The following is a 25,472-nucleotide window of genomic DNA, read 5'->3' as shown; positions in this document are numbered from 1 at the left end:
CCTGAGTTGCAGGATAAACGGAGACAACACATGTTTGAACCGATGATGGAAATGTCTGACGATGCAGTAATCAAGGTCGTTGGGGTTGGTGGCGGCGGTGGTAACGCCGTTGAACACATGGTGCGTGAATCCATCGAAGGTGTGGAATTCATCAGCGTCAACACTGATGCGCAAGCACTTCGTAAGACAAGCGTTGGCAATGTTATTCAGATCGGTGGTGATATCACTAAAGGTCTGGGTGCAGGTGCTAATCCACAGGTTGGCCGTGACGCAGCTCTCGAAGACAGAGATCGAATTAAAGATTCCCTGACTGGCGCCGATATGGTGTTTATCGCAGCTGGTATGGGTGGCGGTACCGGTACTGGTGCAGCGCCTGTTATTGCTGAAGTGGCTAAAGAGCTTGGCATTCTAACAGTAGCGGTAGTAACTAAACCGTTTAGTTTTGAAGGTAAAAAGCGTTTGGCATTTGCTGAGCAAGGTATCGATGAGCTCTCTAAGCATGTTGACTCTTTGATCACGATTCCAAACGAAAAGCTACTTAAAGTACTTGGTCGTGGTGTAACACTACTAGAAGCTTTTGCAAGCGCTAACGATGTTCTTAAGAATGCCGTTCAAGGTATTGCTGAGCTAATTACTCGCCCTGGCATGATCAACGTCGACTTTGCGGACGTAAGAACAGTAATGTCTGAAATGGGTCACGCAATGATGGGTAGCGGCATCGCCAAAGGTGAAGACCGTGCTGAAGAAGCGGCTGAAATGGCAATTTCTAGCCCACTTCTGGAAGACATCGATCTAGCGGGCGCTCGTGGTGTTCTTGTCAATATTACTGCTGGTCTGGATATGCGTCTTGACGAGTTTGAGACGGTTGGTAATACAGTGAAGGCATTCGCTTCTGACAATGCGACTGTTGTTATCGGTACTTCTCTAGACCCTGATATGACTGACGAAATCCGCGTAACAGTTGTAGCGACAGGTATTGGTAATGAGAAAAAGCCAGATATCACGCTAGTTGCGGGTGGTAAAGCTAAAGTGGCACCGACGCCGCAAGCTCAACCACAGCAACAAGCAGCGGCAACGCAAGCTGAAGAAAAACCGGCACAGACTTTGCAGAATAATCAAGTGCAAGAGAAGCCACAGGTAACTCCTCAGCCGACAAACACTGCTCCTTCTTCTCCAGCTTCGTCGAGCCAAAGTTCTGCGGCTCCAAAGCAAGAAAAGGAAAGTGGTTATTTAGATATACCGGCATTTTTGCGTCGTCAGGCTGATTAATCTTTAACCCATAAATTTGACATGGCTCAAAATTATGGTAGCATTCACGGTCGACGTTACAGACGGCCGTGTTTTGTAGCAAATTTTTGAGAGGCAAGCAGATGATCAGACAACGTACTCTGAAAGAAATAGTGAAAACAACTGGTGTGGGTCTCCACTCTGGTCGTAAAGTCACACTTACTCTGCGCCCGGCTGCTGCAAATACAGGTATCATTTACCGTCGTACAGATGTAAATCCACCTGTAGATTTTCCAGCTGATCCAGCTTCGGTTCGTGACACCATGCTTTGTACTGCATTGGTAAACGATGAAGGTGTGCGTATTTCAACTGTTGAGCACTTGAATGCGGCACTTGCTGGTATGGGCATCGATAACATTGTTGTCGAAGTAGACGCACCTGAAATTCCGATCATGGATGGTAGTGCAAGCCCATTTGTATACTTGCTACAACAAGCAGGTATCGAAACGCAAAATGCGCCAAAACGCTTCATCCGTATCAAAAAGCCAGTTCGTTTTGAAGATGGTGATAAATGGGCAGAATTTGTACCATTTAACGGCTTCCGTATGGACTTCGAAATTGAGTTTAATCACCCAGCGATTGAATCAGACGAGCAACGTTTGCTGTTTGATTTCTCGTCAAAAGGCTTTGTTCGTGAGATTTCTCGAGCACGTACGTTTGGCTTTATGCGTGATATCGAATATCTACAATCTCAAAACCTAGTTTTGGGTGGTAGTTTTGACAATGCTATCGTTTTGGATGATTACCGTATTCTTAATGAAGAAGGTCTACGCTTTGAAAATGAGTTTGTGACTCACAAAGTGTTGGATGCGATTGGTGACCTTTACATGTGTGGCCACCCAATCATTGGTGAATTCCGTGCCTTTAAATCTGGCCACGGTTTAAATAACCAACTGTTACGTGCTGTTCTTGCAGATCAGGAAGCGTGGGAGTGGACTACATTCGAAGAAGAAGTCGGCTCACCAGTAGCATTCGCAGAACCAAATATGGTGCTTGCGTAAAGACTTGGCATTAGAATTAATAAAAAACCAGGCTTATGCCTGGTTTTTTGCTATTTGGCTTTAATCCTGGATTTATCAATAACATTCAAGCTTTCAGCATATTGAAATAACGTTCACTTACGATCTTCCTTTTCTGCCATATCGGCTAATCGTTTTAAACGCTCTTGAATTTTCGGTGGCGCCATGTCGGCAATCGTCATTAATGACTTTGCTGCAGATTCTGTTAGTGGTGGACGCTTAGGTCTGTCGTCTTGTTGAAAGCGGTTTCGATATAGTGAAGGATTGATCCTCACTTCAACGCTCATCAGCTTGGCAAAGCCTTGAGTACGAAGTTTATTTAGGATCATGAGGCGATCGTAATCGATCTTCATTTTGATCGCGGCACTAGAGACATCGATCAATAGATGGCCGTTACGAACATTCGCTACTCGGCAATGATCGGCCGTCCCCGTGGGTAAGACCTCTTGCAAAGCTTGGTTAAGCTGTAAGATTTCTCCAGCATGTTCTTGAATCTGCTTGAACTGTGACTCAGCAATAACATCTTCAGTCGAGGTTGGACGGTGATCACGCATAGGTAAAATCTAATTTTGTTGAGATATAGCTATTCTAGAGCAGCTTTCTATCAAGGTATAGTTTACATTAACGTCTTTAGCTTCAGTTTTACAATGTAGCAAGGTAAAAAGCAAAGTTTGCTCTGGATGGATTACACATATTGCGGTATGCAATATCGGCTAATCAGTCACCACTTTAAGTAAAAACTTCAGAGTGCTTCAAACAAATACGTCTATTTATGGTTGTATCGATTAAAAATCCTTACACTAAGCCACATTGTTTCAAAACTTAGCCTTGAAATATGGATGTTTGAACTCAATATCTTTGATAAATGATTTATCTCAGTATTCTTAGTTCCAAACTGGCAGAGACTGAAGGCATTATGAGTAGATCGGGAACGGTCTGAATAAAGAGAGATTCACGAAAAATGATAACTAAGCTACTGACAAAAGTGATTGGCAGTCGCAACGACCGAACACTGCGCCGCCTTAGAAAAATTGTAAAAGAAATTAATAACTATGAGCCAACATTCGAGGCTCTAAGTGATGAAGAGTTAAAAGCAAAGACGGTTGAATTCCGTGAGCGCCTAGAGAAGGGTGAAACTCTTGATAAACTACTTCCAGAAGCTTTTGCTACGGTTCGTGAAGCATCTAAGCGTGTCTACGGTATGCGCCACTTCGACGTCCAGCTTATCGGCGGTATGGTTCTAAATGCGGGTCAAATCGCGGAAATGCGTACGGGTGAAGGTAAAACGCTGACGGCAACGCTTCCTGCTTACCTAAATGCCCTAGCTGGTAAAGGCGTTCATATTGTAACAGTGAACGATTATCTAGCTAAACGTGATGCAGAGACAAACCGCCCTCTATTTGAATTTTTAGGTATGACTGTTGGCGTAAACGTGCCAAACATGCCTCCTCAAGAGAAAAAAGAAGCGTACCAAGCTGACATCTTGTACGGAACGAACAATGAATTTGGTTTTGACTACCTTCGTGACAATATGGCCTTCCGTAGCGAAGACCGTGTACAGCGTGATCGCTTCTTTGCAGTTGTCGATGAGGTGGACTCAATCCTAATTGATGAAGCTCGTACTCCTTTGATCATTTCTGGTCCTGCTGAAGATAGCTCTGAGCTATACACCCGAATCAACCTTTTGATCCCGCATCTTAAAAAGCAAGACAAAGAAGACTCTGAAGAATATCGTGGTGATGGTCACTACACTGTTGATGAGAAATCAAAGCAAGTATACCTCACAGAAACGGGCCAAGAGTACGTTGAAGAACTGTTGGTGAAAAATGGTCTTATGGAAGAGGGTGACACACTTTACTCTCCGACTAACATCAGCATGTTACATCACGTGAATGCCGCTTTGCGTGCTCATGTGTTGTTTGAGCGCAACGTTGATTACATCGTTACTGACGAAGGTGAAGTAGTAATTGTTGATGAACATACTGGTCGTACAATGCCAGGTCGTCGTTGGTCTGAAGGTCTTCACCAAGCAGTAGAAGCGAAAGAAGGCGTTAAGATTCAAAACGAAAACCAAACTTTGGCTTCGATTACCTTCCAGAACTACTTCCGCTTATACGAAAAACTGTCTGGTATGACAGGTACTGCGGATACTGAAGCGTTTGAGTTCCAATCTATTTATGGCTTGGAAACGGTGGTTATCCCAACCAACAAACCAATGATTCGTAACGATATGCCGGATGTGGTGTACCGTACCGAAGCTGAGAAGTTTGCTGCAATCATTGAAGATATCAAAGAGCGCGTTGCGAAAGGTCAGCCAACATTGGTTGGTACAGTATCGATTGAAAAATCAGAACTTCTTTCTAACGCATTGAAGAAAGCGAAGATCAAACACAACGTACTGAATGCGAAATTCCATGAAAAGGAAGCGGAAATTGTTGCTGAAGCGGGTATGCCTGGTGCGGTAACTATCGCGACCAACATGGCCGGTCGTGGTACGGACATTGTGCTTGGCGGTAGTTGGCAATCAAAAGTGGAAGCTTTGGAGAACCCAACTCAAGAACAAATCGATGCGATTAAAGCAGAGTGGAAAGTGGTACATGATCAAGTACTAGATGCTGGTGGTCTACACATCATTGGTACTGAGCGCCACGAATCTCGCCGTATTGATAACCAGCTACGTGGTCGTTCTGGTCGTCAAGGAGATGCGGGTTCATCTCGCTTCTACCTATCTATGGAAGACTCTTTGTTACGTATTTTCACTTCTGATCGTATGGCGAGCCTTATCCAAAGTGGTATGGAAGAAGGTGAAGCAATTGAATCGAAAATGCTTTCTCGCTCAATTGAAAAAGCACAGCGTAAAGTGGAAGGTCGTAACTTTGATATCCGTAAGCAGCTACTAGAATACGATGATGTGGCGAACGATCAGCGTAAGGTTGTCTACGAGCTGCGCGACGAATTGATGAACGTTGAAGACATCAGCGGTATGATCGAGCAAAACCGTGAAGATGTGCTAACAGCGGTTATTGATGAGTACATCCCGCCACAATCACTAGAAGATATGTGGGACGTTGAAGGTCTGCAAGAGCGCTTGAAAGCAGACTTCGATCTTGATGCGCCAGTGAAGCAATGGCTTGAAGAAGACGATAAGCTTTACGAAGAGGCGCTACGCGAGAAGATCATCAATCTAGCCGTTGAAGTGTATAAAGAGAAAGAGGAAGTGGTGGGTGCGCAAGTGCTTCGTAACTTCGAGAAATCGGTTATGCTTCAAACTCTGGATACGCTTTGGAAAGAGCACTTGGCAGCAATGGATCACTTGCGTCAGGGTATTCACTTACGCGGCTATGCGCAGAAGAACCCGAAACAGGAATACAAGCGTGAATCGTTTGAACTGTTTGAAGGTCTACTAGAAGCGCTGAAAACTGATGTGATTACTGTTCTATCTCGCGTTCGAGTCCAGCAACAAGAAGAAGTTGAACGTATGGAAGAGCAACGTCGTGCGCAAGCTGAAGAGGCCGCTCGTCGTGCTCAAGCGCAACACGCAGCAGCACAAAACCCTCTTTCTGAAGGTGAAGAATCTGAAGAAGGCTCAAGTCAGCCAATGGTACGTGATGAACGTAAAGTAGGTCGCAATGAGCCTTGCCCTTGTGGTAGTGGTAAGAAGTATAAACAGTGCCACGGCAAGATCGACTAACGTATTAGTCAGATAATTTTTTAAAGAGTCGCCTAGGCGGCTCTTTTTTTAAGCAAATTCTGTGGCTGTCGAATTTCATAAGTTTTGATAGCATCGGATAGTTTTAGAGATGCAAAGACCGTTGAAGTGTAACGGCTTGAGAGTTAGGAACCCCTATGAAAAGAATTCACATAGTCGCGGCTATTATTTTTAACCAAGACAAATCAAAAATTTTTATTACAAAGCGTCCAGACGACAAGCATAAAGGCGGGTTTTGGGAGTTTCCCGGCGGGAAAGTCGAGTCAGGAGAAAGTATTGAACATGCTCTAGCAAGAGAACTTGAAGAAGAAGTAGGAATTGAAGTTACTGAGCAAGCCCTTTTCGAGCATTTGGAATATGACTATCCAGACAAATCACTTAAGTTTGATTTTATTACGGTATCTAAGTTCAGTAATGAGCCTTACGGCCGAGAAGGTCAAGAAGGTCGCTGGGTTGAGATAAGAGAATTGGGTAACTATGCCTTTCCTGAAGCGAACGTGCCTATCTTGGAGCGTGTCGTAAAAGAGTTCGCTTAAGCCTGATGAACTTGCTTGTGGTAACCACGGTATGTTGTTAGTTTAAACAGATTAAGCGAAACGAGAGAACGAGAGCAAACCTCGTTATCCAGAGAAGGAGAGAAAGCGCAATGGTTCGTATTGCAATCGCAGGAGCAGCAGGCCGAATGGGCCGTAATTTGGTTAAAGCTTCACACCTTAACCCAGAGGCGACAGTGAGCGCGGGATCAGAACGACCTGAGTCCTCACTTGTCGGTGTCGATATCGGTGAACTTTGTGGTGAAGGCAAATTCGATGTGTTCTTAACGGATGATCTTGCTAAAGACGTCGATAATTTTGATGTAATCATCGATTTTACTGCCCCAGTAAGTACGTTGGCGAATCTTGAACTGTGTAAGAAGCATGGAAAGAGTATTGTGATTGGGACGACTGGTTTCAGTGATGCAGAGCGTGAACTGATTGACGAAGCCGCTAAGCAAGTGCCTGTTGTCATGGCTCCTAACTACTCTGTTGGTGTGAACCTAGTATTTAAGCTTCTTGAGAAAGCAGCCAAAGTGATGGGCGACTACTGCGATGTTGAGATTGTCGAAGCACATCATCGTCATAAAGTTGATGCTCCTTCTGGTACCGCTATCGGGATGGGCGAAGCCATTGCTGGTGCGATGGGCAACAAGCTGAATGATGTAGCTGTCTATGCGCGAGAAGGTATCACAGGTGAACGTACTAAAGATGAGATCGGCTTTGCTACAATTCGCGCTGGCGATATCGTCGGTGAGCACACAGCCATGTTTGCTGATATCGGGGAACGAGTGGAGATAACGCACAAAGCGACCGATCGTATGACGTTTGCTAATGGCGCCGTCAAGGCCGCTGTTTGGTTGAGTGCCAAACCAGCGGGCTTTTATACCATGACAGATGTTTTGGGATTGAATGAACTCTAAATACATAATTATTCGCCGGCGGTAGCCGGCTTTTTTATATCTATAGAATTATTTGTAAATGAAATGATTCTAACAGAAAGTATTTTGGTGCTTACTTTTGTTGTTGTTTTGGTTGTTTTGTGGGTGTTTTGGGTTTTGATGTCTAAAAACTAATGTCTTTTTTGTCGAGTGAACGTTTGCGTGAAAAACTCATACTTTTTTGTGATCTCTAAAAAGTTCAAATTTGTAAAATTCATTAAACCTCTATGCCTCTCTATGTAATAGCATGTAAAAGTTATCTTTTTGGGCCTTATTGATTCAAAATGACCTTACTCGCTAGAAATTAATCATTTATTTTTGATTGTAGGTTGACAGGTTTCGAGTCCAACTTTAGAATACCGCCAATTTGTCTGAAATACCTATTTATGTAGATTTTATAGGTAAAGGAAGGCATGTTTGCAGTTTGATTTATTTTTTTTGCATTTTTATTCTGGAGGTTGTCTTGGGTAAATTAGCACTGTTGGTCCTAGAAGATGGGACAGTGTTCCGCGGAGTGTCCATAGGGGCAGATGGTCTTTCCGTTGGTGAAGTCGTTTTTAATACCTCGATGACGGGGTATCAAGAAATCCTCACTGATCCTTCCTATTCTCAGCAAATCGTCACTCTCACTTATCCTCATATTGGCAATACCGGAACCACTTCCGAAGATGAAGAATCCTCTTCCATTCATGCACAAGGCCTTGTGATTCGCGATCTTCCTCTAATCGCTTCTAACTTCCGTAACGAACAATCCCTCTCTGATTATCTTAAGTCTCAAAATATCGTTGGCATCGCTGATATCGATACTCGTAAGCTCACTCGTATCCTGCGTGAAAAAGGTGCTCAAAACGGCTGTATTGTTGCGGGCAACAACCTAGACGAAGCTTTGGCACTAGCGAAAGCAAAAGAATTCCCAGGCTTAAAAGGAATGGACCTTGCGAAAGAAGTTACAACAAAAGAAGCGTATCAATGGAAGCAAGGTTCGTGGACGCTTGAAGGTGGACTTCCAGAGGCGAAAGATGACAGCGAGCTGCCATACCACGTTGTCGCTTACGACTTTGGCGCAAAACGCAACATCTTACGAATGTTGGTTGACCGCGGCTGCCGCTTAACGGTTGTACCTGCAGAAACGTCAGCGGAAGAAGTTCTGGCACTAAATCCAGATGGCGTATTCTTATCGAACGGCCCAGGTGACCCAGAACCATGTACTTACGCGATTGAAGCAACCAAAGTGTTCCTAGAAAAAGGCCTGCCAATTTTTGGTATTTGTCTAGGTCACCAAATTCTGGCGCTAGCATCAGGTGCGCAAACGGTGAAAATGAAGTTTGGTCACCACGGTGCAAACCACCCAGTAAAAGATTTAGAGCGTAACGTTGTGATGATCACTTCGCAAAACCACGGCTTTGCGGCAGATGAAGCAACATTACCGGAAAACTTACGTGCTACTCACGTATCGCTATTTGATGGCTCTTTGCAAGGTATCCACCGCACAGACAAGCCAGCATTTAGCTTCCAAGGTCACCCAGAAGCGAGCCCTGGTCCACATGACGCGGCACCGCTATTTGACCACTTTATCGAACTAATCAAAAAACACAGCGCTTAATTCGGAGTAGTAGATAATGCCAAAACGTACTGACATTCAAAGTATTCTAATTCTTGGTGCTGGTCCGATTGTTATCGGTCAGGCATGTGAGTTTGACTACTCTGGCGCACAAGCGTGTAAAGCTCTTCGTGAAGAAGGCTACCGAGTTATCCTGGTTAACTCTAACCCAGCAACCATCATGACTGACCCAGAGATGGCAGATGCGACTTACATCGAGCCGATTCAGTGGGAAGTTGTACGCAAGATCATCGAGAAAGAACGTCCTGATGCAGTTCTGCCAACTATGGGTGGTCAGACAGCACTTAACTGTGCGTTAGATTTAGAGAAGCACGGCGTTCTCGCAGAGTTTGGCGTAGAGATGATTGGTGCAACGGCTGATGCAATCGACAAAGCGGAAGACCGTTCTCGTTTTGATAAAGCGATGAAGTCTATCGGCCTTGAGTGTCCTCGCGCAGATACAGCGAAGAGCATGGAAGAAGCTTACAAAGTTTTAGATATGGTTGGCTTCCCTTGTATCATTCGTCCATCGTTCACCATGGGTGGCACTGGTGGTGGTATCGCGTACAACAAAGAAGAGTTCGAAGAAATCTGTCGTCGCGGTCTGGACTTATCTCCGACCAACGAACTTCTTATCGATGAGTCACTCATCGGTTGGAAAGAGTACGAAATGGAAGTCGTTCGTGACAAAGCGGACAACTGTATCATCGTATGTTCAATCGAGAACTTTGACCCAATGGGCATCCATACGGGTGACTCAATCACGGTTGCTCCAGCACAAACACTGACTGACAAAGAATACCAGCTTATGCGTAATGCATCGCTATCCGTTCTACGTGAGATTGGTGTTGAAACAGGTGGTTCAAACGTACAGTTTGGTATCAACCCGAAAGATGGTCGAATGGTCATCATCGAGATGAACCCGCGTGTATCTCGCTCTTCTGCGCTAGCATCAAAAGCAACAGGCTTCCCAATCGCGAAAATTGCCGCGAAACTGGCTGTTGGCTTTACGCTAGACGAACTACAAAACGACATCACAGGTGGTGCAACACCTGCGTCATTTGAACCAACTATCGACTACGTCGTAACTAAGATCCCTCGCTTTAACTTCGAGAAATTTGCTGGTGCAAACGATCGTCTGACAACTCAGATGAAATCGGTTGGTGAGGTAATGGCGATTGGTCGTAACCAACAAGAATCTCTTCACAAAGCACTGCGTGGCCTAGAAGTTGGCGCAACTGGTTTTGATGAGATGGTCGATCTGGAAGCGCCAGATGCACTGACTAAGATTCGTCACGAACTTAAAGAAGCAGGTGCAGAGCGTATCTGGTACATCGCCGATGCATTCCGAGCGGGTATGTCAGTCGACGGTGTGTTCAACTTGACTCAAATCGACCGCTGGTTCCTGGTTCAAATCGAAGAAATTGTAAAACTCGAAGAACAAGTCAAGGCGGGCGGCTACGCAGGTTTGACCAAAGAAGTGCTTCGTCAGATGAAACGCAAAGGCTTCTCTGATGCTCGCTTGTCTAAATTGCTTGGTGTCGCTGAAAGTGAAATTCGCCGTGCTCGTGAGCAGTTTGATATTCATCCGGTTTACAAACGTGTGGATACATGTGCAGCAGAGTTTTCTTCTGACACGGCTTACATGTACTCATCTTACGATGAAGAATGTGAAGCAAACCCAACAGACAAAGATAAGATCATGGTTCTTGGTGGCGGTCCAAACCGTATCGGCCAAGGTATCGAATTCGATTACTGTTGTGTTCATGCATCACTTGCGCTGCGTGAAGACGGTTACGAAACCATTATGGTTAACTGTAACCCAGAAACGGTATCTACTGACTACGATACGTCTGATCGTCTGTACTTCGAGCCAGTAACTCTGGAAGATGTACTGTCTATCGCTCGCGTTGAAAAACCAAAAGGTGTGATTGTTCAGTACGGTGGTCAAACGCCACTTAAACTGGCTCGTGCTCTAGAAGCGGCTGGTGTGCCAATCATTGGTACTAGCCCAGATGCTATCGACCGTGCGGAAGACCGCGAACGCTTCCAAGCCGCTGTTGACCGTTTAGGTCTACTTCAGCCAGAAAACGCGACAGTAACAACGATGGAGCAAGCGGTTGAGAAATCGAAAGAAATTGGCTTCCCATTAGTTGTTCGTCCATCTTATGTACTCGGTGGTCGTGCGATGGAAATCGTATACGACGAGCAAGACCTGCGTCGCTACTTCAACGAAGCAGTAAGCGTATCGAACGAGTCTCCAGTTCTGCTAGACCGTTTCTTGGATGATGCAACCGAAGTTGATATTGATGCTATCTGTGACGGTGAACGCGTCGTTATCGGCGGTATCATGGAGCACATCGAACAAGCGGGTGTTCACTCTGGTGACTCTGCATGTTCACTGCCTGCATACACGCTAAGTCAGGAAATTCAAGACAAGATGCGTGAGCAAGTTGAGAAGTTAGCATTCGAACTCGGTGTACGCGGTTTGATGAACACGCAGTTTGCTGTGAAAGATAACGACGTTTATCTAATTGAAGTGAACCCTCGTGCTGCTCGTACGGTACCATTCGTATCGAAAGCGACAGGCGCTCCTCTAGCGAAAATCGCTGCACGTGTAATGGCGGGTCAATCTCTAGAGTCACAAGGCTTTACTAAAGAGATTATCCCTCCTTACTACTCAGTGAAAGAAGTGGTTCTGCCGTTCAACAAATTCCCTGGGGTTGACCCTCTATTGGGCCCTGAAATGCGCTCAACAGGTGAAGTAATGGGTGTGGGTGCAACGTTCGCAGAAGCTTACGCGAAAGCAGAGCTAGGTTGTGGTGCGGTTTATCCTGAAGGTGGTCGTGCGCTACTGTCTGTACGTGAAGGTGATAAAGAGCGTGTTGTTGACCTAGCTTCTAAGTTAGTGAAACTGGGTTACCAGTTGGATGCGACACACGGTACTGCTGTAATTCTGGGCGAAGCGGGTATTAACCCACGTTTGGTAAACAAAGTACACGAAGGTCGTCCACACATTCTTGACCGCATCAAGAACAACGAATACACCTACATCGTAAACACGGCTGCTGGTCGTCAAGCGATTGAAGATTCGAAAGTTCTACGACGTGGTGCACTGGCAGAAAAAGTGAACTACACAACGACACTGAATGCAGCGTTCGCAACATGTATGTCTCATACTGCAGACGCAAAAGCGTCAGTAACTTCGGTTCAAGAGTTACACGCTAAAGTGAAAGCGAGTCTAGACGCGTAACAGATAAAAATCAGTAAGCTCATTAATCAGGGCTTACATGACAACCTCATTGCCCGCTCATTTGAGCGGGCTTTTTTATATCGAGGTTTTTCTAAAATGAAGAGCATTAAAGTGTGCTAGGAACGATTGGTATGCTTCGCTTTTGAAGATCATTAAGCTAATGATGGCAAGCAATGTACCCAAAGATGAAGAAATAGTACTACCACTTGCTGCAACAAAATTAATGCTGCAAGTGAGAATGATAAAAGAGATAGTAAGTAAGTTTATTTTTGCAGCAATACTTAATCCTTTGCTTATTGTCAGAATATTTGGAATGCATACAACAACAACCGTAATAGCTCCCAATGTAAGAAGGTAAGTATCTAGAGCAATGTGTTGAGTGAAAGAAAACCAGTCATTCCAAATGCTCAAGCTAATAGCCAGACCAATAGTCAATGCCAAGTATAAACATATACTTAGTGAGATGTTTGCTATGCTAATTGATTTAGTATTCAACTTTCAATTCCTCATAGATTCCAATTGCAAGATTTCTTAACTCTCCCGAATAACCGCTTCCTACTATGCTAATTGAGCCTCCAATTGCATCTAGAAGCTGATGAGAAATGGATGCGGATATTGTTGCTTGTGAATACCTCTTAGGAATTTCTCCTGACAACATTAGCTGTTTACGAGCTTTATTCGAAATGCTCGGAAGGTTTTTACGGATGATTTCTTTAGTTAATCTTGTTCTTTCTTGTCTGTTTAAGCCTTTTAGAATCTCGGGAACGCCTTTCTTAGTGGTTTGCTTAAGAGATTGAACCATTTTTATCGTTTGATATCCACTAGCGCCCGCTCCAGCTAAGGAGATGTAATCTAAAGCTTTAGTTGTATTTTGATACCACTCATTACTGTCTATATCCGATAATTTGTCTGGTGATTTAGATACCATACGGGTTCTTGCTACTCCAATAGCACATTGAGCTGTGGCAGCAACAGTAGCGGCGTGTGAGATATAGGACATAGTTACGCCCACAGGACCACTTACTGGTATTGTTAGCCCCGAACCAACTACCCCAATCCAGCCAATCGCTGCACCAATACAGCTAATGCTCGCTGATAGAAGCTCTTGATTGAATCTTGATTTTGACTCTTCCTGTTTTATTTTTTTTGCAAATTCTTGAGATGATTGTAATTTTATCGGTTCTCGTAGAATGATAAAGGTAGGATTGATATGGCATGTGGATTTAAAATCTCTTAAGCGTACAACGGTGAATTTGTTATCAATATAAATTACACCCGCACCGCTAGTCTCTGGTTTAGAGTCAATAACGCTGAATAGCTGATTAACATTCACTATCTGTTCGATTTTTAAGCGTAATTGCTGCTCTTTTATTGATGGTCGAGTTAGTAAGGCTTCCATTATTTTCGTTTTTTATCAGATTAAATATTTCCTATTAAGACAGCATTTTCTTTTTCTATCAGAATATTAAGAGGCTCTTGAGGTGAGGCTCTATATTTGGATGTAATTGATATTTTTAATGTATCATTCTCTAGATTTATTGACTGATGAAAATTAGGAATAGATTGGTGTCTTGACTTTCCATTGGTAGTTTTGTGAATAAGTGCTACCGTTTCTTCCTCTTTGATACCTCTTCAAAAAGGAAGTGTAGTGGAAATCACGGTTGAGATTTTGTTGGCCTTATTTTTGGTTGCGACTGCCGCAGGCTTTATTGATGCGATGGCTGGTGGGGGAGGGCTCATTACGCTCCCTGCGCTTTTGGCTGCGGGGTTGAGTCCGACTCAAGCTCTAGCAACCAATAAGTTACAAAGTTCGTTTGGCAGTTTCTCTGCTAGCTGGTATTTCGTGCGTAACGGTATTGTTAGCTTAAAGGAAATGCGTTTTGCGATACTCTGCACTTTTATAGGCGCTGCAATCGGTGCCGAGGCTGTGCAGTTTATTGATGCTAGCGTACTCACCAGTTTGATCCCTGTTCTTTTGATAGCCATTTCCCTCTATTTTTTACTCGCGCCAAGTACGCGAAAAATCGATGGAGAACCAAAGTTATCTGAAGCGATGTTTGCGCTATGCATTGGTGGCGGGATCGGTTTCTATGATGGCTTTTTTGGCCCTGGGACTGGATCTATTTTTACTGTTTGTTTTGTTGCACTAGGTCACTTTTCTTTGGTCGAAGCCACAGCTAGAACCAAAATCCTCAATTTCACGTCAAACATTGCGGCACTACTCTTTTTTATCTTCGCTGGGTTGCCCGTGTGGAAGCTTGGCTTAACCATGGCTGTTGGCGGTTTTCTTGGTGCTCAGTTAGGAGCGAAGGTCGTGGTAAGTAAAGGACAAAAATGGATTCGTCCTCTAGTTATAGTGATGTCGATGCTTATGGCAACGAAACTTCTTTGGCAACAACATCAGCAATGGATTCTGTCAGTGCTTTAACTCGTTCGCTACGATATGTGCTGTGACGTAAGCAGATATGTATTGGTCGAACTAACTGATCTAGCTCTTCAAAGTCATAGCAGAACTTAGATGTGATATTAAGTGTCGTTAGGATAGATTTAGGGATTAAAGCGGGAGCCATACCTCCCAAAGCCAGTTGTGCTGCCGCAGTATACGAATCCATTTCCATCAAAGGTTCGATTCCGTGTTTGGATAAAATAGCTTGTTGATATGTGTTGGCAGGGTTAGTTAGGTCATTGGTCAAAATAGCTTTAGGTAGTTGTGAAAGTGAATGTCGACTGACAATTGAGAAAGGTTCATCGGCGAGGTGAAGGCTCATTAATCCATGATGAGGTGGTAGATAGCCAGCGCAAAATCCCAATGTTGCTTTGCCTGATTTCACATTCTCAATAATGCGTGGCGTATGATTGGTCGATATTCGTATGTACTGATCATGGGCAAAGTGTTCTGCCATGATCATGCTGAGGTATCCCGCCACTAAGGTTTCAGAGCAGTCCATTTTGATTAAAGAAGTATCTTCTATTTGTTGTTGATCGTGGATTTTTCCTCTTAACTCATTGAACGTGGGTTCTATTGTGTTTATGAGGGCAAGGCCATCGGAGGTCAGCTTTATGTGCCGACCATTTGGCTCTATCAATTTTTTTCCTAACTTCTTCTCTAGATTTGAAATACGTTTACTCACGGCAGATTGACTAATATAGAGTTGACTGCCTGTGCGGCTCATGGTTTTTTCTTTACTGAGGACAAGTAACGTTTCAATACCTTCAAGCAACATAATGATTAATGAAAGTTAGGAATGGTTGAGATAATTTAGCGAATTGCCCAAGAATTGGCGAATCAAATGAGCATAAATGAGAGGAGCCGACACTTGGTCGACTCCATAATGAGTGATGTTGTTGGTGTTTAACGGTTAATGGCGAAAGTTGGCAGGGATAGATGCCAACGAATCGCACCGAGACGTATAATGAGCGTTGAGATTACACCAGCGAGTAAAGCCGTTGAGTGGTCATAACCCATGTTTACCGCCATCGTATGGAAGATGCCGCCAATAATACATGCCGTAGCATAGACTTCACTTCTTAATACCATAGGAACTTCGCGAGCCAGCACGTCTCGTATAATGCCACCGCCACAGCCAGTAATAACCCCCATTATCACCGCGACCATCCCAGATGCATTGTAGGCGAGTGCCTTTTCTACTCCTATTCCCACAAATACAGCGAGACCGATGGCATCACAAACGGGTAATACCCACCATGAGAGTCGCTTGGGTCTTCGAATAACAAGCATGGTTAGTAGACACGTAACAAATATCACCCATAAGTAAGTCGTATCTGTTATCCAAAATACGGGAGTGGCACCAAGCGCCATGTCTCGGATTGTTCCGCCACCTATAGCAGTCACACTGCCGAGCACGATAACGCCGAATGGATCCATTTTTAAACGGCCCGCCAGTAATACGCCAGAGATAGCGAAAACAGCGGTACCGAACAAATCGATCATATAAAGCAGCATGGAGTCCATGTTACTTAGTACCTTTAAATAGTGTGAGAAAAAATGGGCGGAAATTGTACGGTATTTGCCACGAAATCGTTAGCGTTTTTGACGAACGCTTTTAAAGTGCTCACACACTTCCTTGATCGCGTTCAATGTGCGTGGTGTCGGACGGTTAATCCAATCAGAGTTTAGGGACCAGATGTGTTTGTTTTTAAGAGCAAGAAGCTCATTACTCCACTCAGCCCACATACCATCGTTACTCATTGCGTGACGAGAAGTAAAAATAACCTCTGGCTGGCGAGTAATGACTTGCTCGATGCTAACTTGAGGATAAGGCGCGCTGGATGCGGCGAAAATGTTCTCACCACCGCAAAAAGTAAAGACTTCACTTGGCCAGTTCTTTCCAGCGACAGTGATGATAGGCTTTTCACTCAACTGATAAAAGTAACTAACTTTCTCGTTCGTGTTGTACTGTTCTTTTAGTGTACTCAGCTGCGTTCTAAAATCTTCAGCGGCCTTTTTTCCTACTTGTGGAGTTTCGCTGTATTGGCTGAGTTGCTCAATATTATTGGCGATATCTTCTAATGAACCTGTAGTGGAGTAATAGATAGGAATACCGAACTGTTTAATTTTCTCCAACTCTTTAGCGGGGTTTCCGGCTGGCCAAGCAATCACTAAGTCCGGCTGAAGAGCAATAAGGCGCTCTAATTTAATTCCTTGATAATTTGAGACTCTTTCTAGCTGCTTTGCCTGTTCTGGATAATCGCTCATTTCGCTGACAGCAACAAGCTGCTCTCCTAGCCCTGCTGCAAAGGCAATTTCGGTGGCATGTGGAGCTAAACTTATAATGCGTTGAGCGGGTTGAGCGAAGGTCGCTGTCGAAACAAATAGCGTTAATGCGAAGCATAATTTATTCATCATAATCCTTGATAAATTATTCCTAAAAGCAAACTTTGGATTGCGACCCAAGCCAGGACGCGCCAAACGAGCAGCGTATGTATTTGTGAAAGGTGAATAGCCGATGGCGCAATGCGCCCACCGATTTTTGCGCGCTCTGCACGCACACCTTGATAGATAGCAGGGCCGCATAAAGACAGTTGTAGTTTGTGTCCGATAGTACATAACACCCAACTAGGTCCTGGTAAGGGCCAAGACTTCGCTTGCTGTTGTATTCCAGAGAGCACATTACTTGTATTCTTTCCGGCAGCTAAAAGTATGGCAAAGAGACGAAGTGGAATAATATCCAGAGTAGCAACCAATTGAATCACAGGTTTACCAAAGGGCAAATATTGGCGTCGGCTAGGGGACCACACTCGCGCTAATTCTGTTGTGAGTCGATACATTAACGCACCAATACCACCTGTTAGTGCGTACCAAAATAGCACACCGATCACGTTGCGGCTGTATGCCATAATCAGGGTTTCTGAGCCAGCTTTACCTATGCCAACGATCGAGAGGCTACCAGTATCGCGATTAAGATATGGTCTCAGTAATGCTCGACACTGAGCTTTGTCTTCCGAAGACATACTAGTTACGAGCTGTTTCGTTAACGTTTCGCTGTTGCGCCAGTCTAGCGCAAGGATCAATAGAACCAGTTCATATAAAGGGATTTGCCAAACAAATGGCTTTACTGCAATCAGTAATATCAAACAAGGAAACAGCATCAAGCCTAGTGCAAGACTGCCTGAGATTACACTCTGTGAGTAATTGTGATTATTGTTCACTTTGTTGGCTAGCTGTTCTGCTAGCTTTCGCCATAAAGTGATGGGGTGCGCTGAATGGGGGATTGGCACTAGAAGGTGCAAGAGCAGTGCGCCCCACATTATAAGGAGCGCACCGTTGGCATAAAATGACTGAAAAACTTCTTCCATGAATGAGTCGTTTACTTAATGAGTTCCAGCATTTTGAATACCATTTCGGAAGAGCTTTTTGCTGCTAGAGGTAGGAACTCATCAAAGCTCATTGGTGATTCTTTATCAGCGACATCAGAGATTGCACGCACAACAACAAACGGTGTGTTGAATTGGTGACAAGTTTGAGCGATAGCAGATGCTTCCATTTCTACAGCGATAACAGACGGAAAGTGTTTACGAATAAACTCTTGACGCTCAGCAGTACAAACAAACGCATCGCCAGTACAAATTAGGCCGCGAACCGCATGAGTGTTTTCCATTTGTGCTAGGGCTTTTTCTGCTAAGTCCATTAGCTTGTCATCCGCTTTGAATGCAGCTGGTTGACCGGCCATTTGGCCAATTTCATAACCAAAAGCGGTTACGTCTGCATCGTGATGACGAACTTCTGTAGAGATAACTACATCGCCAAGGTTTAAGCTTGAATCGAAACCGCCAGCAGAGCCTGTGTTAATCACAACGTCTGGTTGGTATTCATCAAGAAGGATTGTCGTGCCCACTGCCGCTGCAACTTTACCGATGCCCGATTGTAGTACGACGACTTCGACATCGTTAATTTGACCAGAGAAAAACGTACAACCTGCTTTATTTACAGTTTTGCAGTTTGTAATTGCTTGCTTCAGGATGGTCACTTCTTGTTCCATCGCACCGATGATACCAACTTTCATAACACTCTCTTTAGGTAAATATTTTAGTTGGCCGAGAGTATAGCACTCCCCGTTGGCAGTTTTCTATTTGATGAGCTTAGCTTGAGTGAGCTTTTGTCGTAATTGATCGGCGCGCTTTCTGTTTACGCCAAAGTCAGAGTAGCCCACACGAGATTCCGAGCGCACAATCAGTTGGTCTCCTGCTATTTTTAGTTCGAGGTCATCCACGAAGCGCATGATTTTAGATGTGCACTCGATACGAAGGTAGTTGCTTTCTTTCACCGCGGTTTTCGCGCCTGGCAGTTCAAGCGCAACTTGCTCAATAGCGTCGATGTTCGCTGAATCCACTAAGATGAATGGCGTTAGGTTGTATTTTTCTCGCGTGTCTTGGGTGGAGACGCAGTTTGGTTTGTCACCACAAGGTGATTGAGAACGATCCGTCATGGTTTTGACTCCTTGGCTACAAGCGGTTAAGCCGAGCAAAGTAATGGAAAGGAGAGCGGCTTTTTTCATTGGTTTTATCCCTTATCATAGGAATTTAATTATATGTAATAAAAGAAAAAAGGATCCAATAGTAGGATCCTTTTTGAGACGTTAACAGTGATTAAACTTCGAGGTAATCGAGAATGCCTTCTGCCGCTTTTCGTCCTTCATCAATTGCGGTTACGACAAGATCAGAACCTCGTACCGCATCGCCACCCGCGAAGATCTTTTCGTTGCTGGTCTGGAACTGGAACTCTTGCTTCGCTGGGGCTTTGATACGACCCCATTGATCCAAATCGACATCAAACGGTGCTAACCAGTCCATTTTGTGCGGCTGGAAACCAAACGCCATGATAACAACGTCTGCTGGTAGAACGTGCTCGCTGCCTTCAACGGGCTCTGGACGTCGGCGACCCGCTTCATCAGGTTCACCAAGTGCGGTTTTCACCACTTTGACCCCCGAGACTTTGCCTGACGCATCCACTTCAACTCCCAAAGGCTGAAGGTTGAACATGAACTTCACGCCTTCTTCCTTTGCGTTTTTTACCTCGCGACGAGAGCCTGGCATGTTGGCCTCATCACGACGATAAGCACAAACTACGTTGGAGGCACCTTGGCGAATTGAGGTACGAACGCAGTCCATTGCGGTATCACCACCACCCAGTACGACGACTTTCTTTCCTGCCATATCGATAAAGGGTTGGTTACTCTCAAGACCCATGACTTTGTAGGTGTTCGAAACTAAAAATGGCAGCGCGTCATACACACCCGGCGCATCTTCATTATCTAGACCTGCACGCATGTATTTATAGGTGCCAACGCCCAAGAAAACAGCATCGTATTCATCAAGCAGCTCTTGCATTTGGACATCTTTGCCTACTTCCATGTTCATGCGGAACTCGACGCCCATTTCAGTGAACACACGGCGGCGGTTTTCCATCACGCCTTTTTCAAGCTTGAAGGAAGGAATACCGAAGGTCAGAAGGCCTCCAATTTCAGGGTAGCGGTCAAACACGACTGGCTTAACGCCATTGCGCACTAGGATATCCGCGGCAGCCAAGCCAGCTGGGCCTGCTCCAATGATTGCGACCTTTTTATCGGTCCACTCCACCTTGGACATATCTGGCTTCCAGCCCATTTCAAACGCTTTGTCGGTAATGTACTTTTCTATGTTACCGATGGTGACGGCACCAAAGTCATCATTAAGCGTGCATGAACCTTCACATAGGCGGTCTTGAGGACAAACGCGCCCACATACTTCCGGTAGGCTGTTGGTTTGATGCGATAGTTCAACCGCTTCAAGAATACGACCTTCATTGGCAAGTTTTAACCATTGAGGGATGTAGTTGTGGACTGGGCATTTCCATTCACAATATGGGTTGCCACAATCTAAGCAGCGATCCGCTTGTGCAGTCGCCTGTTGTTTAGTGAACGGTTCATAGATTTCAACGAACTCGATCTTACGAACTTTGATAGGCTTTTTCGCAGGATCTACACGCTGCACATCGATAAATTGATAAACGTTCTGGCTCATGATTCAAACATCCTCCATGATTACTGTGCTTGAACACGCAGCTCTGCGGCACTGCGGCTCTGGTGACCAAGTAGCGTGCGAAGATCTGCCGCTTGTGGTTTCACCAAATAGAACTTTGGAATCCATTCATCAAAGTTCGCCAAAATATTTTCAGCATGACTCGACCCTGTTTCTTCAAGGTGTTCCGCAATTAGGCCACGCAAATGTTCTTGGTGGATGTAAAGATCGGACAATGAGATGGCTTCGACAGACTCAGTATTAACTCGACCTTCAAAGCTTTGGTTCTCATCCAGAACATAGGCAAAGCCTCCAGTCATACCCGCGCCAAAGTTCACACCTGTCGCACCAAGAATGGCAACAATACCGCCAGTCATGTACTCACAAGCGTTATCGCCAGCACCTTCAATGACGGCTATCGTACCTGAGTTTCGTACGCCGAAACGCTCACCGGCTTTACCGGCTGCAAATAGTTTACCGCCGGTCGCGCCGTACAGACAGGTGTTACCAATGATGGTTGCTTCATTACACTTAAATGCAGTGCCAAGGTGAGGTTTGATAACCACTTTACCACCCGCCATACCTTTGCCCACGTAGTCGTTCGCATCGCCCGTGAGGTAAAGCTCTACACCACCTGCGTTCCAAACACCAAAGGACTGGCCTGCGGTGCCGTCAAGATAGATTTTGATAGGGGAAGCCGCCAACCCTTGGTTGCCATAGCGTTTTGCTATTTCGCCAGATAAGCGTGCACCAACAGAACGATCAGTGTTGATGACATTGTAGAAGAAACTTGCCGATTGACTGTTTTCGACCGCATGCATGGCATCATCAACGATCTTTTGGTTGAGCTCAGCTTTATCAAACGGTTTGTTTGGCTCTGTCCAAAATAGCGGATGGCCCTCAGGTGATACTGGAGCTTCTAGAATATTGGATAGATCCAGCTTGGTCTGTTTCGCTGTAAATCCCTCTACTGCCTCAAGTAAATCGGTACGACCAATCAAGTCCGTCAGCTTTTCAACGCCAAGTTCGGCGAGTAATCCGCGCACTTCGTCTGCCAGGCCGATGAAGTAATTCATCACCATTTCTGGTAGACCTTTGAAGTATTCTTTACGCAGTGTCTCGTCTTGAGTCGCAACCCCAGTTGCACAGTTGTTGAGGTGACAAATTCGTAGGAACTTACAACCCATAGCGACCATTGGCGCAGTACCAAAACCGAAGCTTTCTGCACCTAAAATTGCGGCTTTAACTACGTCTAAACCAGTCTTTAGACCACCGTCTACCTGTAGGCGGATCTTATGACGCAGACCATTAGCAACCAGAGCTTGTTGTGTCTCTGCCAACCCCAACTCCCAAGGGCTACCAGCGTATTTTACCGAAGTTAATGGGCTTGCTGCGGTACCACCGTCGTAACCCGAAATGGTAATAAGATCAGCGTAAGCCTTGGCTACACCCGTTGCGATGGTGCCGACACCTGGCTCGGAGACGAGTTTTACCGAAACCAGCGCATTCGGGTTGACTTGTTTAAGGTCGAAGATCAGCTGGGCCAAATCTTCAATCGAATAGATATCGTGATGCGGAGGAGGGGAGATCAGAGTCACGCCTTGTACCGAATAACGCAGTTTTGCGATTTCTGCGGTGACTTTGTGTCCTGGTAGCTGTCCACCTTCACCCGGTTTCGCACCTTGTGCCACCTTGATTTGCAGTACATCCGCATTAGTCAGGTAATGCGGCGTTACACCAAATCGGCCAGAAGCAATCTGTTTGATACGTGAGTTACGCTCAGTACCGAAACGGCGAGGATCTTCACCGCCTTCACCCGAGTTAGAGTAACCACCAAGACGGTTCATCGCCGTTGCAAGTGCTTCATGCGCTTCTGGGCTAAGTGCGCCAATGGACATTGCCGCTGAGTCAAAGCGTTTGAACAGTTCAGTGCGTGGTTCTATTTGCTCAAGTGGCAGCGGTGAGTCTGATTTTTTCAGCGACATTAAGTCACGCAGCATGGCAACAGGGCGTTGGTTTACCTGCTTAGCAAAGCTCTGATAGTCGTTACTTTCGCCAGATTTAACGGCCTGTTGCAGCGTGCCGACGACATCCGGGTTGTAAGCATGATATTCACCTCCATGGACGTACTTTAACAAGCCGCCATGATCAATCGATTTGCGTTTCGCCCATGCTTTACGAGATAAGTTTGTAAGATCTTGCTGGAAGTCGTCAAAATTCGCGCCTTCAATTCGAGTTGTGACGCCTTTAAAACACAGATCGACCACATCTTGGCTCAAGCCAACTGCTTCAAACAGTTGTGAGCAGCGGTAAGAGGCGATGGTTGAGATCCCCATTTTCGACATGATCTTGTACAGGCCTTTGTTGATGCCGTATTGGTAGTTTTGCATCACATCGCGGTAGTCTTTCTCTAGTGCTTTATCATCAATCAGTTTACCTAAAGCTTCATAAGCAAGGTATGGGTAAACCGCAGTAGCACCAAAGCCAAGCAAGACAGCAAATTGGTGTGGGTCACGAGCTGTTGCGGTCTCAACAACAATGTTGGCATCGCAACGTAAGTTCGCGTCAATCAGACGAGTTTGAACGGCGCCGACTGCCATTGCTGCCGGAATTGGTAACTTACCTTTGACCAAGGCTCTGTCCGAAAGAACCACTAAAACCGTGCCTTCACGAACGACTTGCTCTGCTTGCTCACACAGATCATTAATGGCTTGTTTAAGATCTTTTTGTTGTGGGTCGTAGTTGATATCGAGAATGGTATTACGGTAATGATCGTCACTCAGCTCTAGTAGTTGCTGCATGTCTGAATAGAGCAGTACTGGAGAATCAAAGGTTACACGATGCGCGTGGCCATCGGTTTCACAGAAGACGTTCATCTCCTGGCCGATGCTGGTCGCTAGCGACATGACGTGTTTCTCACGCAGCGGATCGATTGGTGGGTTGGTGACCTGCGCGAACTTCTGACGGAAGTAATCAGTCACCAAGCGCTCTTTCGAAGAAAGAACCGCCATCGGGGTGTCATCACCCATCGAACCGACGGCTTCTTGCCCCATATCACCGAGGACACGCAATACTTGATCGACTTCTTCATTGCTCATGGCAAACTGCTTTTGATAAGTCTTAAGCAAGTCTTCATCAAAGCTGCGCTCACCTACTTGATCTTCAGGCAGCTGAGAGAACGGTGTTAGTTTGCGAACGTTGTTCTCCATCCATTCGCGATAAGGGTGACGAGATTTCAGGTCATTATCGATCTCGCTAGACTGCCAAAGCTTACCTTTACGAGTGTCGATGACGAGCAATTCCCCCGGACCTACACGACCTTTTTTGGCAACTTCATCTGGGGCGTAATTCCAAATCCCTACCTCAGATGCCAGAGTGATCAGCTTGTCTTTGGTAATTACATAACGCGCAGGACGTAGACCGTTTCGGTCTAGGTTACAAGCAGCATAACGACCATCGGACAGTACGATACCTGCTGGGCCATCCCATGGTTCCATGTGTTTGGAGTTGAAATCGTAAAACGCACGCAAATCCGGATCCATATCCGGGTGGTTTTGCCATGCTGGCGGTACGAGCATACGCATGGCACGGAAGATATCCATGCCGCCAGCTAAAAAGAGATCTAGCATATTATCTAAGCTAGACGAGTCTGAGCCTGTCTCGTTCACAAACGGTGCTGCAGTTTGTAGGTCAGGCAGCAGTGGTGACGAGAACTTATAAGCACGAGCGCGTGCCCATTGTCGGTTACCTTCAATGGTATTGATCTCACCATTATGAGCAAGGTAGCGGAACGGTTGAGCTAATGGCCAACGCGGTTGAGTGTTGGTAGAAAAACGCTGGTGGAACAGACAGATAGCAGATTCCATACGTAGATCGGCAAGATCAAGATAAAAGCGCGGTAAGTCCGCAGGCATGCATAGGCCTTTGTACACCAAAACTTGAGTCGACAAGCTACAGATGTAGAAATCCGGATCTTCGGTGATTTGTTTCTCGATGCGACGGCGTGCGATGTAGAGGCGACGTTCAATGTCACGCTCGCGCCAACCTGCCGGTGCAGAGATAAAGACTTGCTGAATATTTGGAAGCGAGTTGGCCGCAATTGGACCGAGTACTTCTGAATTAGTTGGTACTTCACGCCAACCAGCCACAGTTAGCGTCTCTTGCGCCAGTTCTTTGTTGACGATGTCTTTAGCGAGTTGAGCTTTGACTGGATCTTGGTTGAAGAAAATCATCCCTACGGCGTATTGCTTGCCAAGGTTGAAACCATTTTCTTCGGCAATAAGACGTAAATAGGAATCGGGCTTTTGTAATAGAAGACCACAACCATCACCAGTTTTACCATCGGCGGCGATACCACCACGGTGAGTCATGCGGTCAAGTGCAGAAATTGCTGTACGTACCAGCTTGTGGCTTTGTTCGCCTTCCATATGCGCGATCAAGCCAAATCCACAGTTGTCTTTCTCAAGACTTGGATCATAAAGAGCCATTGCAATTCTCCCTTTGCTTATCCGTCATCCCGACAGATATATCAACACTGCTTACGTTGATATCGATGACTAACTATGCGTCATCTTTATAGCTTTATGTATAATTATTCAGTAAAAGTTGTGAAA

General features: G+C 45.4%; 19 protein-coding genes. 8 read left to right on the top strand and 11 right to left on the bottom strand.

Annotation, left to right across the window (positions count from 1 at the left end; translation table 11 throughout):
- Positions 1–30: 30 nt before the first annotated feature.
- Together ftsZ and lpxC are read left to right on the top strand one after the other, a co-directional pair.
- Entirely contained in the window at positions 31–1,269 is a 1,239-nt protein-coding gene (gene ftsZ / locus R7Z78_RS12510) for a cell division protein FtsZ (protein ID WP_017633617.1), read from the top strand.
- Positions 1,270–1,370: 101 nt separating this feature from the next.
- Entirely contained in the window at positions 1,371–2,288 is a 918-nt protein-coding gene (gene lpxC / locus R7Z78_RS12505; RefSeq protein WP_005381871.1) for a UDP-3-O-acyl-N-acetylglucosamine deacetylase, read from the top strand.
- Positions 2,289–2,401: 113 nt separating this feature from the next.
- Here lpxC and R7Z78_RS12500 read toward each other — a convergent pair whose 3' ends face one another.
- Positions 2,402–2,860 carry a DUF721 domain-containing protein gene (locus R7Z78_RS12500; RefSeq protein ID WP_033906094.1) on the bottom strand — a complete coding sequence of 153 codons (459 nt, stop codon included), beginning with the start codon at positions 2,858–2,860 and terminating at the stop codon, positions 2,402–2,404.
- Between the two features lie 407 nt (positions 2,861–3,267).
- Between R7Z78_RS12500 and secA the strand changes: the two genes are divergently transcribed.
- The 5 genes from secA (at position 3,268) to carB (ending at position 12,342) form a co-directional block, all read left to right on the top strand.
- A complete protein-coding gene (secA, locus tag R7Z78_RS12495) occupies positions 3,268–5,997 on the top strand; it encodes a preprotein translocase subunit SecA (RefSeq protein WP_047102008.1) in 2,730 nt (909 codons plus the stop codon).
- A 155-nt stretch (positions 5,998–6,152) separates the two neighbouring features.
- Complete coding sequence (mutT, locus tag R7Z78_RS12490; RefSeq protein ID WP_005387387.1) at positions 6,153–6,551, top strand: 8-oxo-dGTP diphosphatase MutT; 399 nt, start codon at positions 6,153–6,155, stop codon at positions 6,549–6,551.
- A gap of 110 nt (positions 6,552–6,661) precedes the next feature.
- Positions 6,662–7,471 carry a 4-hydroxy-tetrahydrodipicolinate reductase gene (gene dapB, locus R7Z78_RS12485; protein WP_005381860.1) on the top strand — a complete coding sequence of 270 codons (810 nt, stop codon included), beginning with the start codon at positions 6,662–6,664 and terminating at the stop codon, positions 7,469–7,471.
- A 481-nt stretch (positions 7,472–7,952) separates the two neighbouring features.
- Positions 7,953–9,092, top strand: coding sequence for a glutamine-hydrolyzing carbamoyl-phosphate synthase small subunit (carA, locus tag R7Z78_RS12480; protein ID WP_017821483.1), 1,140 nt, complete (start codon positions 7,953–7,955; stop codon positions 9,090–9,092).
- Positions 9,093–9,108: 16 nt separating this feature from the next.
- Positions 9,109–12,342, top strand: coding sequence for a carbamoyl-phosphate synthase large subunit (gene carB / locus R7Z78_RS12475; protein WP_104975852.1), 3,234 nt, complete (start codon positions 9,109–9,111; stop codon positions 12,340–12,342).
- A 75-nt stretch (positions 12,343–12,417) separates the two neighbouring features.
- Here the strand turns inward: carB and R7Z78_RS12470 are convergent, their stop codons facing one another.
- Both R7Z78_RS12470 and R7Z78_RS12465 read right to left on the bottom strand, forming a co-directional pair.
- Positions 12,418–12,837 (bottom strand): hypothetical protein, encoded by a 420-nt coding sequence (locus R7Z78_RS12470; protein ID WP_169644219.1) that lies wholly within the window; start codon positions 12,835–12,837, stop codon positions 12,418–12,420.
- On the bottom strand, positions 12,827–13,741 hold the full coding sequence (locus R7Z78_RS12465; RefSeq protein ID WP_104975853.1) for a hypothetical protein: 915 nt from the start codon (positions 13,739–13,741) through the stop codon (positions 12,827–12,829). The genes R7Z78_RS12470 and R7Z78_RS12465 overlap by 11 nt, the downstream gene beginning before the upstream one ends.
- Positions 13,742–13,990: 249 nt before the next feature.
- Between R7Z78_RS12465 and R7Z78_RS12460 the strand changes: the two genes are divergently transcribed.
- Entirely contained in the window at positions 13,991–14,770 is a 780-nt protein-coding gene (locus R7Z78_RS12460; protein ID WP_005381847.1) for a TSUP family transporter, read from the top strand.
- Here the strand turns inward: R7Z78_RS12460 and R7Z78_RS12455 are convergent.
- From R7Z78_RS12455 to gltB, 8 genes are all read right to left on the bottom strand, one after another.
- On the bottom strand, positions 14,712–15,566 hold the full coding sequence (locus R7Z78_RS12455; protein WP_064353625.1) for a LysR family transcriptional regulator: 855 nt from the start codon (positions 15,564–15,566) through the stop codon (positions 14,712–14,714). The genes R7Z78_RS12460 and R7Z78_RS12455 overlap by 59 nt on opposite strands.
- Before the next feature lie 128 nt (positions 15,567–15,694).
- On the bottom strand, positions 15,695–16,315 hold the full coding sequence (locus R7Z78_RS12450; RefSeq protein WP_005387377.1) for a TRIC cation channel family protein: 621 nt from the start codon (positions 16,313–16,315) through the stop codon (positions 15,695–15,697).
- A gap of 69 nt (positions 16,316–16,384) precedes the next feature.
- The gene (gene btuF, locus R7Z78_RS12445) at positions 16,385–17,206 is read right to left on the bottom strand and encodes a vitamin B12 ABC transporter substrate-binding protein BtuF (RefSeq protein ID WP_169644355.1); all 822 of its coding nucleotides are present in this window, start codon (positions 17,204–17,206) and stop codon (positions 16,385–16,387) included.
- Positions 17,206–18,159, bottom strand: a complete 954-nt coding sequence (locus R7Z78_RS12440) for a cobalamin biosynthesis family protein (RefSeq protein WP_104975855.1) — start codon at positions 18,157–18,159, stop codon at positions 17,206–17,208. Before R7Z78_RS12440 ends, btuF begins: the two co-directional genes overlap by 1 nt.
- Positions 18,160–18,170: 11 nt before the next feature.
- Positions 18,171–18,866 (bottom strand): 5'-methylthioadenosine/S-adenosylhomocysteine nucleosidase, encoded by a 696-nt coding sequence (mtnN, locus tag R7Z78_RS12435; protein WP_005381837.1) that lies wholly within the window; start codon positions 18,864–18,866, stop codon positions 18,171–18,173.
- Positions 18,867–18,929: 63 nt separating this feature from the next.
- On the bottom strand, positions 18,930–19,358 hold the full coding sequence (locus tag R7Z78_RS12430; protein WP_047102022.1) for a DUF1499 domain-containing protein: 429 nt from the start codon (positions 19,356–19,358) through the stop codon (positions 18,930–18,932).
- Positions 19,359–19,449: 91 nt separating this feature from the next.
- Positions 19,450–20,862 carry an FAD-dependent oxidoreductase gene (locus R7Z78_RS12425; protein ID WP_053304346.1) on the bottom strand — a complete coding sequence of 471 codons (1,413 nt, stop codon included), beginning with the start codon at positions 20,860–20,862 and terminating at the stop codon, positions 19,450–19,452.
- Positions 20,863–20,882: 20 nt separating this feature from the next.
- Positions 20,883–25,346, bottom strand: a complete 4,464-nt coding sequence (gene gltB, locus R7Z78_RS12420; RefSeq protein ID WP_033906097.1) for a glutamate synthase large subunit — start codon at positions 25,344–25,346, stop codon at positions 20,883–20,885.
- Between the last annotated feature and the right edge of the window lie 126 nt (positions 25,347–25,472).

Origin of the sequence: Vibrio sp. 1167 (genome assembly GCF_033340375.1) — a bacterium.
GTDB lineage: Bacteria > Pseudomonadota > Gammaproteobacteria > Enterobacterales > Vibrionaceae > Vibrio > Vibrio alginolyticus.
Note: the sequence above shows the minus strand (reverse complement) of the source record. Positions and strands in the feature narration are given on the sequence as shown.